This window comes from Paraglaciecola mesophila KMM 241, from assembly GCF_000315015.1.
Taxonomy (GTDB): domain Bacteria; phylum Pseudomonadota; class Gammaproteobacteria; order Enterobacterales; family Alteromonadaceae; genus Paraglaciecola; species Paraglaciecola mesophila.
Genome location: NZ_BAEP01000030.1, coordinates 154236 through 162913 on the forward strand (window position 1 = coordinate 154236; position 8678 = coordinate 162913).

An 8678-nucleotide genomic window follows, 5' to 3' on the forward strand; every position below is an offset into this window, starting at 1 on the left:
TATTGATGTATTCACGTCTATTAGACTCATTCAACCAAAGAAGAAAAAATAATGAAAATCGCGATTTTATCTCGTAACAAAAAGCTGTATTCCACTCGTCGTTTACAAGAAGCTGCTTTGGCCCGCGGCCACGAAGTCGACATCATAGATACGTTGCATTGCTATATGGATATTTCAAGTAACAAGCCCTCTGTGCGCTTTAAAGGTGAACCTTTACCTCAATATGATGCGATTATTCCACGTATAGGTGCATCGGTAACCTTTTACGGCACAGCAGTAGTGCGTCAGTTTGAAATGATGGGCAGTTTTAGTGTCAACGAATCTGTCGCTATCAGTCGTTCACGAGATAAATTACGATCTATGCAATTACTCTCACGTAAAGGCATCGGCCTGCCGCGTACTGGTTTTGCTCATAGCCCTGATAACATTAAAGATTTGATTGCTAACGTCGGCGGTGCGCCAGTAGTGATAAAATTACTGGAAGGCACGCAAGGTATAGGCGTGGTTTTAGCAGATACCAACAAAGCTGCGGAGAGTATTGTTGAAGCCTTTATGGGCATAAAAGCCAACATTTTGGTGCAGGAATACATTAAAGAGGCGGGCGGAGCTGACATACGCTGTTTCGTGGTTGGCGGTAAAGTGGTTGCAGCCATGAAGCGCCAAGGCGCACCGGGTGAGTTTCGTTCAAACTTGCACCGAGGTGGTAGCGCAACGTTGGTTAAGTTAACGGCTGTTGAACGCGCCACTGCCGTAGCCGCTGCGGGCGCGATGGGCTTAAATGTATGTGGTGTCGATTTACTGCGCTCAAGCCATGGCCCCGTTGTCATGGAGGTTAACTCTTCACCCGGACTTGAAGGGATTGAAGCGGCAACGTCGAAAGATGTGGCCAACATGATCATTGAATTTATAGAAAACAAAAAGTCTAAGCCTCACAGCACCAAGACTAGAGGTAATGGTTAATCATGGTAAAAGCAGCCCCATTAAAGATCGGCGATAACATTATTGAGCCGGGCACGCGTACTAAGCTGCAGCTGTCTGCTGCACGCTTGTACACAGATACCGACATGTCTATTCCGGTTGAAGTAATACGGGCTAAAAAAGAAGGGCCCACTGTGTTTATCAGTGCGGCCATTCATGGTGATGAACTAAACGGGATCGAAATAGTACGTCGCGTGCTAGATTCGCCATCATTTAAATTAATTGCAGGCACGGTTATCGCTGTGCCTATGGTGAATGTGTACGGCATGTTGATGCAAAGCCGTTACATGCCAGACCGACGGGATCTAAACCGCAGTTTTCCGGGCTCACCCAATGGCTCGTTGACTTCGCGTTTGGCGCACATGTTTTTGACGGAAATTGCATCTAAGTGCGATTACGGCATTGATTTGCATACCGGAGCGATTCATCGCAGTAACTTGCCGCAAATTCGTGCCAATTTGAAAGACCCGAAAACGGCTGAGCTGGCCCATGCGTTTGGTGTACCTGTATTGCTTAACTCTGACTTACGCGATGGGTCACTTCGCCAAGCGGCGGATGAAACGGGGACTAAAATCCTATTGTATGAAGCAGGTGAGGCATTACGCTTTGACGAACTGTCTATTCGAGCCGGAGTAAAGGGCATTTTTAATGTGTTGGCGTCGTTGGGTGTAGTATCAAAGCGCCGTCGCTCGCTGCCTAAAATTGAGCCGCTGGTGGCTTACAAAAGTTCTTGGTTACGCGCACCTGAAAGCGGCATAGTGCGAGATCGTAAAAGCCTGGGTGATTATGTGAAACGTGGTGATGTGTTAGCCGATGTATGCAGCCCGACAGGGACTTACAGTGAGCCGCTATTGGCCAATCGTTCAGGCATTATTATTGGTAAGCAGAATATTCCTTTGGTGCAAGAAGGGGATGCTATGTTCCACATTGCCTTGTTTGACGATCCTAAAGATGTGGTAGATAACATGGATCAGTTACAGGAAAACCTGATGCCGGATATCGATCCGCAAAGCGTGTCAGTTTAACATTTGCCATTCTTCTTATATTAAGACGTCACATGTGTGGCGTTTTTTTTGGGTGTTAAGCAGTGTTTTGTCGTTGCTGATGCAGCATTTAGCGAGTGATGTGTGCAGGCTTGATTGTCAAAATCTCAACTTTAGATAACTTTACATTCCCTTTACAGTATTTGCCGTTAATTAGTGATTTAATCCGTTCATATTCCAGTATTTAGTAGATTATTAGACAGTACGATATGAACAAAGCAAGGTTAACAAAAGGATTGGTTTGCGTGGTGGTGGTAGCACTGGCCTTATGGTGGTTTGCAAAGCCTTCGCAGTCAGATGAGCACATTGTGTATCACACTCAACCACTGTCTTTAGGAAAAATTGAAAGCACAGTCAATTCATCCGGTACGATTTCCCCCGTGGTCACAGTATTAGTGGGTTCAGAATTATCAGGCTTAATCTCCCAATTAAATGCGGATTTTAATGACGAAGTGATTAGCGGGCAGGTCATCGCGCGTATCGACGATCGTACTATTTTATCTAGGCTGCGCCAAAGTGAAGCCGACCTTGCGTCATCCAAAGCCTCCCTCACCCAGCTAAAAGCGGCCCTTAAAAAAGCGCAGACTGAAGCGACCTTAGCTCAGCGTGAATTTAATCGTACTAAAGAACTGCGCGATAGGAATCTGGTGAGTGCATCAGAATTAGACATCAGCGAAACCAGCAATGAGCTCGCCAAAGTGGCTATTGAAACGGCAAGGGCGGCTATCTTGGTAGGAGAGGCGCAAGTTGAACAGTCCCAATCAAGCCTTGAGCAGACAAAACTTGACTTAGATCGTACCTATATTCGCTCACCTGTGGATGGCGTGGTTATTGACCGCCAAGTAGACACAGGGCAAACCGTTTCGGCCAGCTTATCAGCCCCCACTTTGTTTTCTATTGCGCAAGATTTGGTGAAAATGCAAATTGAAGCAGATGTGGATGAAGCAGACATAGGGCGCATAGCAAAAGACCAAAAGGTCAACTTTACTGTAGATGCCTTCCCTGAGCGCAAGTTTGCCGGTGTCGTCAGTCAAGTCAGAAAAGCGGCTACGGTGACCAATAACGTGGTGACGTACAAAGTGATTATCAGTGTGCAAAACGAACAATTACTTTTACTACCTGGCATGACCGCCAACGTGGATGTGGTATTGGGTGAGCGCGAAAATGTATTACGCGTGCCGAATTCAGCCCTGCGTTTTACCCCAGAAGGGGCGACGACTAGCGCAAGCTCTGGTCAAAGTGGGCCTGGTGATCGTTTGGCTCAGCTTACCCAGCAACTTGGCCTAAATGATTCACAGCAGGCACAAGTAGAAAACGTCATGAAAAGTATGCGCGATGCTATGCAAGCTGCGCGTGAATCAGCCCCCAGGGGCGGCCCTGGCGGTTCACCAAACGATGCAATGAAAAAAATTCGTAGCAAGATGAATATCGAATTGCAAAGTATTTTGACCCCAGATCAAATGGAGGCGTTCAAAGCGCAAGGGCAGTCACGAAACGCACAGCGAAGAGCAGATGCCGGAGACTTCCAGCCCGGTTCTGTTTGGGTATTGCGTGACGGTCAGCCGAGCAAAGTGGAAGTGGGCATTGGTATCGCCGATTTAGAGTACAGCGAGATCCGCGCTCGCGGCTTACAAGCGGGCGACAAAGTTATTGTACGTGCCCAAAAGGTAGCTGGGTAATGTCGCAACCTTTGCTAAAAGTACGACAGGCGAAAAAGGTTTATGCCATGGGCGATGAGCAGGTATGGGCCCTAAAGGGGGTTGATTTAGATATTCATCAAGGTGAGTTTGTGGCGATTATGGGTAGCTCTGGCTCGGGTAAATCAACCATGATGAACCTGTTGGGGTGTTTGGATATTGCCAGTGAAGGCAGTATAGCCTTTGCGGGCCAAGAATTATCGTCCTTGAGTAAAAACGAATTGGCTAGTGTGCGCAATCAGCGTATCGGCTTTGTATTCCAGCAATTCAATTTGTTACCCAGAACGAGTGCCTTAGACAACGTCACTTTACCACTTCTATATAGCAAAGTGCCCGAATCAGATTGGCACAAGCGCGCCACGCAGTGCCTTGAAAATGTAGGTCTTGGGTCACGTATGGGGCATCACCCAGGACAACTTTCAGGTGGCCAGCAACAGCGAGTGGCGATTGCTCGCGCACTCATTAACGATCCGCTGATGATACTGGCCGATGAACCAACAGGTGCCCTTGATACCCAAACGGGTTTAGAGGTAATGGCACTTTTTCAAGCGCTTAATCAGCAAGGTAAGACCATTATCTTGGTGACCCATGAGCCTGATATTGCTCAGTTTGCCAAACGCAAGCTGACGTTTCGCGACGGTGAGCTGATTAGCGATGAGCAAAATAGCAATGTGCGTCAGGCGGCGTTAGAGGGAAAAGCATGAAAATTGTCATACTGCTTAAAACCGCCATCACCGCGTTAAAAGTCAACGTACTGCGCAGCTGTTTAACTATGCTGGGGATTATTATCGGTGTAGCGGCCGTGATCATTATGGTGGCAATGGGCGCTGGTGCTCAGCAAAAAGTCGATGATCAAATTAAATCATTGGGGGGGAATGTGTTTTTCGTTACCGGCGCTTTCCGCCAAAGCGGTGGGGCGCGCTCGGCATCTGTGGTCAAAATAAACGAAGACGACGCGAATCTAATTGAAAAACAAGTACCTGGGGTAGAAGCTGCAGCGCCTTATCTATCTGCTTCAGGGCAGGTGATTTATGGCAATTTGAACTGGTCTACTGAAATCGACGGCATCGATAACCGCTATTTTGTGGTGCGTAATTGGGACATGGCCAATGGCCGAGAATTCACCAGTGCCGAAATTAATCGTGGTAGCAAAGTGGCGATTATCGGAGAACGCTTGCGCAGCGAGCTATTCGGAGCCAGTGATCCTATTGGCCAAACGGTACGAGTCACTAATTTTAATGTCACCATTATCGGGGTGCTCGCAGCTAAAGGGCAAGACGCTAGAGGCGAAGACCAAGATGATGTGATTTTTCTACCGATTAAAACCGTACGCAATAAAATTACTGGGGTCAGTGCCACCAACCCTAAATCGGTACGCTTTATTCAAGTCAGCGCCTATGACGGTGAAGACATGGATTATATTGAAGATGAAATGTCACGCTTATTGCGCCAACGTATGCGTATACCGGTGGGCGGCGATGACATGTTCCGTATTCGCAATGTATCCGAAATGATTGCGACGCGGGCTGAAACCATACAAGTATTCAATACCTTACTGGCTTGGGTTGCATCTGTAAGCTTAGTGGTTGGCGGTATCGGCATCATGAATATTATGTTGGTCTCGGTGACGGAGCGTACGCGAGAAATTGGCTTGCGTATGGCGGTGGGGGCCAAGCCCTCAGATATACTGTATCAGTTCTTGATTGAATCAATCGTGTTGTGCGGCTTGGGTGGTTTTATCGGTGTGATGATTGCCTATGGTTTTGTGTTTATGGGTAATCAATATGACATTGGGGCAGGGGGCATCATAGAAACACAAGTAGTACTGTTAAGCTTAGGCTTCTCAGGGCTTATTGGTGTTTTTTTTGGTTACTACCCAGCCCTAAAAGCGTCGCGATTAGCACCGATTGACGCTCTGCGTTACGAGTAGCTCCGCCTACAAAAAGACCAAATCAACCGATTTTTCGCGTGATATATTGAACAAGCTTTAACATTTACTTCAGTGCGGCTCAGTTATCTAATTGAGCCGCGGTCTCGTTATATCCCATCTGTTTCAATCCTTGTTGATTTGCTGCTGGTGAATCCCGTTAACACAGGAGTCAAACGCGATTTGATAACCATTCGGGATAACAGCCTGATTTATGTGTAATTTTTTCAACGCGATCTGCCTGAGTTACCGAGTCTCCTTTTCGTTAGAGGTACGTACTTAATTCCAACAGCCTGCGAAGCCTGATGGTTGCTCACGTTTTCTGATATTCCCCATTTGGTATGGTTTCTGCTAAATCCGGCACAGAACAACATAGCGATCGTGAAGGCGAGCAGGTCAGAATACCCGCTCTGAACACTTCAGGGTCCTAAGTTTTATCAGTAAAAAATAATAAAATGACGCGCGAGGGCTTACCTGTGGTAGTGACGGAGTTAACAATTGGTGTATTTTTACTTTTAGTGGCTTCTTGGTTAGTAGTGCAAGGCAGTCGGCTTCAATTGGTACAAAAGGGCAACACCAGAATAAGTAAAGAAAGACTGAATAATCGCGGCAGAATCATGACGGTATCTGGCATGGTGTTAATTATCCTGAAAGTGTATGAATTAACACAGTTCTTTTATCAGTAATACCAACCTCAAGGTTTACTTACGGTATAAAGGGCACTAGCCTCTTTGGCTTATTTCAAATCTAGTTTTCGTATTTTTATGCTCTTCCCCTAAACATATTGAAAGCAATTTTGCATTTGACCTGTCTTTTACAATACGAACTAATGCTGGCGACGCAGCCGAATATGCTAGAAAAGGAAAAGAGACAATGTGCAGTTCACCAAAAAGTAGCGGCTCAAGGCGACCACTCAGCACCTCAAGCAAAAGCCTAGCAGAGAGTTTTAGTTCGGATCAACGAGCGCGTTTTACCCAAGTAGCCAACCAAGCTGAGCAAAGAAGAGCAGAGCGTTTAGCGACGAACAAGCGTTGGAAACAAGCCCAAGCTGAAAAGGCTAATACACTGGCCAACAATAAAAAGTCTGAGCAGAGTACAAGTCTGTTTGCTTGGGTAAGTCAGGTCTTCGCGCATTAATGGCTGTTATCGAATGAACTGACGCTGGCTTGCTTTAGCAGACTCAAACTTGGACGAGTTTCGGGCGCTAAATTAAATGCGGTCACCGAATCTGCACGTTTTTGTTAGTTTGTACTCTCGGAGACCGCTAGTTTTAAGTCAGAACGTGTCATTTTTTATACGCTTAAATACAAAGTTAACGACCCGCTAAACCATTCTTGATACTATTTCGGGTATGCCAAGTACAGGATGCTCTAACTAAATATTGTCCTTCAACAGGGCAAGTTTGAACCTAACATTCACTGCAATAATTTACTCGGCAAGTTGCGCCTATGCTGAGGGCGCTATGAGCTTACAAAATTCGCCGAGAGGATATATCGAATGAGAAAAGTTGTTCTGTTTTCTAAAACTAAGAAATGGTGGCATGAAAGTCCTGATATAGATTTATTGAATGCTCAGATAACTGAAATGGAAAAAGATGGTTGGCTTGTTATTTCGCTTTCAGCAAATACTAATTTCTTAGGATTTATTTCCTCATATACTCTTTTGGTAGAGTTACCAGCTTGATTACACATAAAAAAACGTGATTTCATTAGCTGGCTCTCCAAGACAATTACCCGCTGAATGGCGCTTTGAGCGTTATAGCCAGCGAGTAATTACCTCACCACGACTATGTCTGCAGTGAAATCTAAAATTTTTAATTTCCGTCTTTAACGCTTTGCATTAGCTCAAGGCCGGTCGCAAGGCGAGTTAATTCAACTGCAGTATTAGCGCTAAGCTACAATAGCCTGAAGCAAAAAGGATCAAGGGACATATCAGGGCCGTTTACTAATCCGGCCTATTTGCATCTACGCAAATTAAATGCGGTAAAGCGCCATGAATATCCTTTTTTATACGCGCTTTTTAAAAGCTTAACTTGATTCATTTTGGCATCTATTTGGTTGTTTTAACTTCCCAAATTGCTGGCTTTTGAACCCCTTAAATAGCGTTTATTTACTTTGCGCTTTATTTTAACACCTTGTTAATCGGTGTTTAAAAGCCGCTGACATCGACAAATTGATATTCATCATTCTGGATTAATTACCCCTAGCGTAGAGTTTTATTCAGGGTTGGGTGGTAAGCAAATCACACGTCATTACCAATTTCCCCGACTAAGAATAATTAAATTTTACAAGGGTCAATTTATGTCTTTTTTGGAAATGTATCAGTTACCCATTTTAAGATGGCTACATATTGTTGCCATGGTGTATTGGTTAGGTGGAGAGTGGGGCGTATTTCAAACGTCGTTTAACGTGATTAATCGCAAGTTATCAATGGATGAACGTCGTCGCCATATGGAGACAGCCTATCGCATCGATATTTTGGCCAGGACTGGCATCATCATGTTACTGCCGCTTGGACTGCACATGGGACATATCTGGGGTGTGCAGCCGTTAGGTGGAAACTGGCTAACGGGTATGTGGATACTGTTCGCTATGTGGTTAGGTTTGTGCTGGTCAGCGTACTATTTTCGCGAAACGGACACGGGTATTCGTTTGACCAAAATAGACGAGGGCATTCGCTTTATTGTTATCCCAGCGTTAATGATCACCAGCCTATGGTCGTTATTTGGGGATGGGCCTTTGATGGCAGAAACCGGACAAAAATGGTTCTCAATCAAAATGTTCTTTTATGCATGTACGCTAGTTATTGGCCTTAAATTACGCTTTATAATGCGTGAGTGGACCGAGTTATTCCGCCAACTTGCCATGGGCGAAAATGCAGAAGTTGAAGCCACCCTTGACCGCTCAATTCGCTTTGGACGTAAGCTGGCATATCTTTACTGGATACTCATTTTAACCGTCGCATTTTTCGGTGCGGTTAAACCGATGTAACACGTTACCGATACAATCTCTTGATATAAAAAACGCACTGAGT

Annotated in this window: 8 protein-coding genes; all 8 read left to right on the top strand. The window is 45.4% G+C overall.

The genetic code is table 11. The features are described from left to right. Positions 1-51: 51 nt before the first annotated feature. Positions 52-960, top strand: a complete 909-nt coding sequence (gene rimK, locus GMES_RS07665; protein WP_006992063.1) for a 30S ribosomal protein S6--L-glutamate ligase — start codon at positions 52-54, stop codon at positions 958-960. A gap of 2 nt (positions 961-962) precedes the next feature. Beyond that, complete coding sequence (locus GMES_RS07670) at positions 963-2003, top strand: succinylglutamate desuccinylase/aspartoacylase family protein (RefSeq protein WP_006992064.1); 1041 nt, start codon at positions 963-965, stop codon at positions 2001-2003. Positions 2004-2230: 227 nt separating this feature from the next. Continuing rightward, positions 2231-3700, top strand: coding sequence for an efflux RND transporter periplasmic adaptor subunit (locus GMES_RS07675; RefSeq protein WP_039986883.1), 1470 nt, complete (start codon positions 2231-2233; stop codon positions 3698-3700). Beyond that, positions 3700-4422: an ABC transporter ATP-binding protein gene (locus GMES_RS07680; protein ID WP_006992066.1), complete on the top strand. Its 723-nt coding sequence runs from the start codon at positions 3700-3702 to the stop codon at positions 4420-4422. Before GMES_RS07675 ends, GMES_RS07680 begins: the two co-directional genes overlap by 1 nt. After that, positions 4419-5648 (top strand): ABC transporter permease, encoded by a 1230-nt coding sequence (locus tag GMES_RS07685; RefSeq protein WP_006992067.1) that lies wholly within the window; start codon positions 4419-4421, stop codon positions 5646-5648. Before GMES_RS07680 ends, GMES_RS07685 begins: the two co-directional genes overlap by 4 nt. 870 nt (positions 5649-6518) lie before the next feature. Beyond that, complete coding sequence (locus GMES_RS07695) at positions 6519-6782, top strand: hypothetical protein (protein WP_006992069.1); 264 nt, start codon at positions 6519-6521, stop codon at positions 6780-6782. Positions 6783-7142: 360 nt separating this feature from the next. Then, positions 7143-7328, top strand: a complete 186-nt coding sequence (locus GMES_RS07700) for a hypothetical protein (protein WP_006992070.1) — start codon at positions 7143-7145, stop codon at positions 7326-7328. 617 nt (positions 7329-7945) lie between these two features. Continuing rightward, positions 7946-8635, top strand: a complete 690-nt coding sequence (locus tag GMES_RS07705; RefSeq protein WP_006992071.1) for a hypothetical protein — start codon at positions 7946-7948, stop codon at positions 8633-8635. The last annotated feature ends 43 nt before the right edge of the window (positions 8636-8678 follow it).

What these genes read in the sequence shown, in the direction of transcription:
- GMES_RS07700 (WP_006992070.1), top strand. Translation starts at nt 7,143, where the DNA reads ATGAGAAAAGTTGTTCTGTTTTCTAAAACTAAGAAATGGTGGCATGAA.
- GMES_RS07670 (WP_006992064.1), top strand. Translation starts at nt 963, where the DNA reads ATGGTAAAAGCAGCCCCATTAAAGATCGGCGATAACATTATTGAGCCG.
- GMES_RS07675 (WP_039986883.1), top strand. Translation starts at nt 2,231, where the DNA reads ATGAACAAAGCAAGGTTAACAAAAGGATTGGTTTGCGTGGTGGTGGTA.
- GMES_RS07695 (WP_006992069.1), top strand. Translation starts at nt 6,519, where the DNA reads ATGTGCAGTTCACCAAAAAGTAGCGGCTCAAGGCGACCACTCAGCACC.
- GMES_RS07685 (WP_006992067.1), top strand. Translation starts at nt 4,419, where the DNA reads ATGAAAATTGTCATACTGCTTAAAACCGCCATCACCGCGTTAAAAGTC.
- rimK (WP_006992063.1), top strand. Translation starts at nt 52, where the DNA reads ATGAAAATCGCGATTTTATCTCGTAACAAAAAGCTGTATTCCACTCGT.
- GMES_RS07705 (WP_006992071.1), top strand. Translation starts at nt 7,946, where the DNA reads ATGTCTTTTTTGGAAATGTATCAGTTACCCATTTTAAGATGGCTACAT.
- GMES_RS07680 (WP_006992066.1), top strand. Translation starts at nt 3,700, where the DNA reads ATGTCGCAACCTTTGCTAAAAGTACGACAGGCGAAAAAGGTTTATGCC.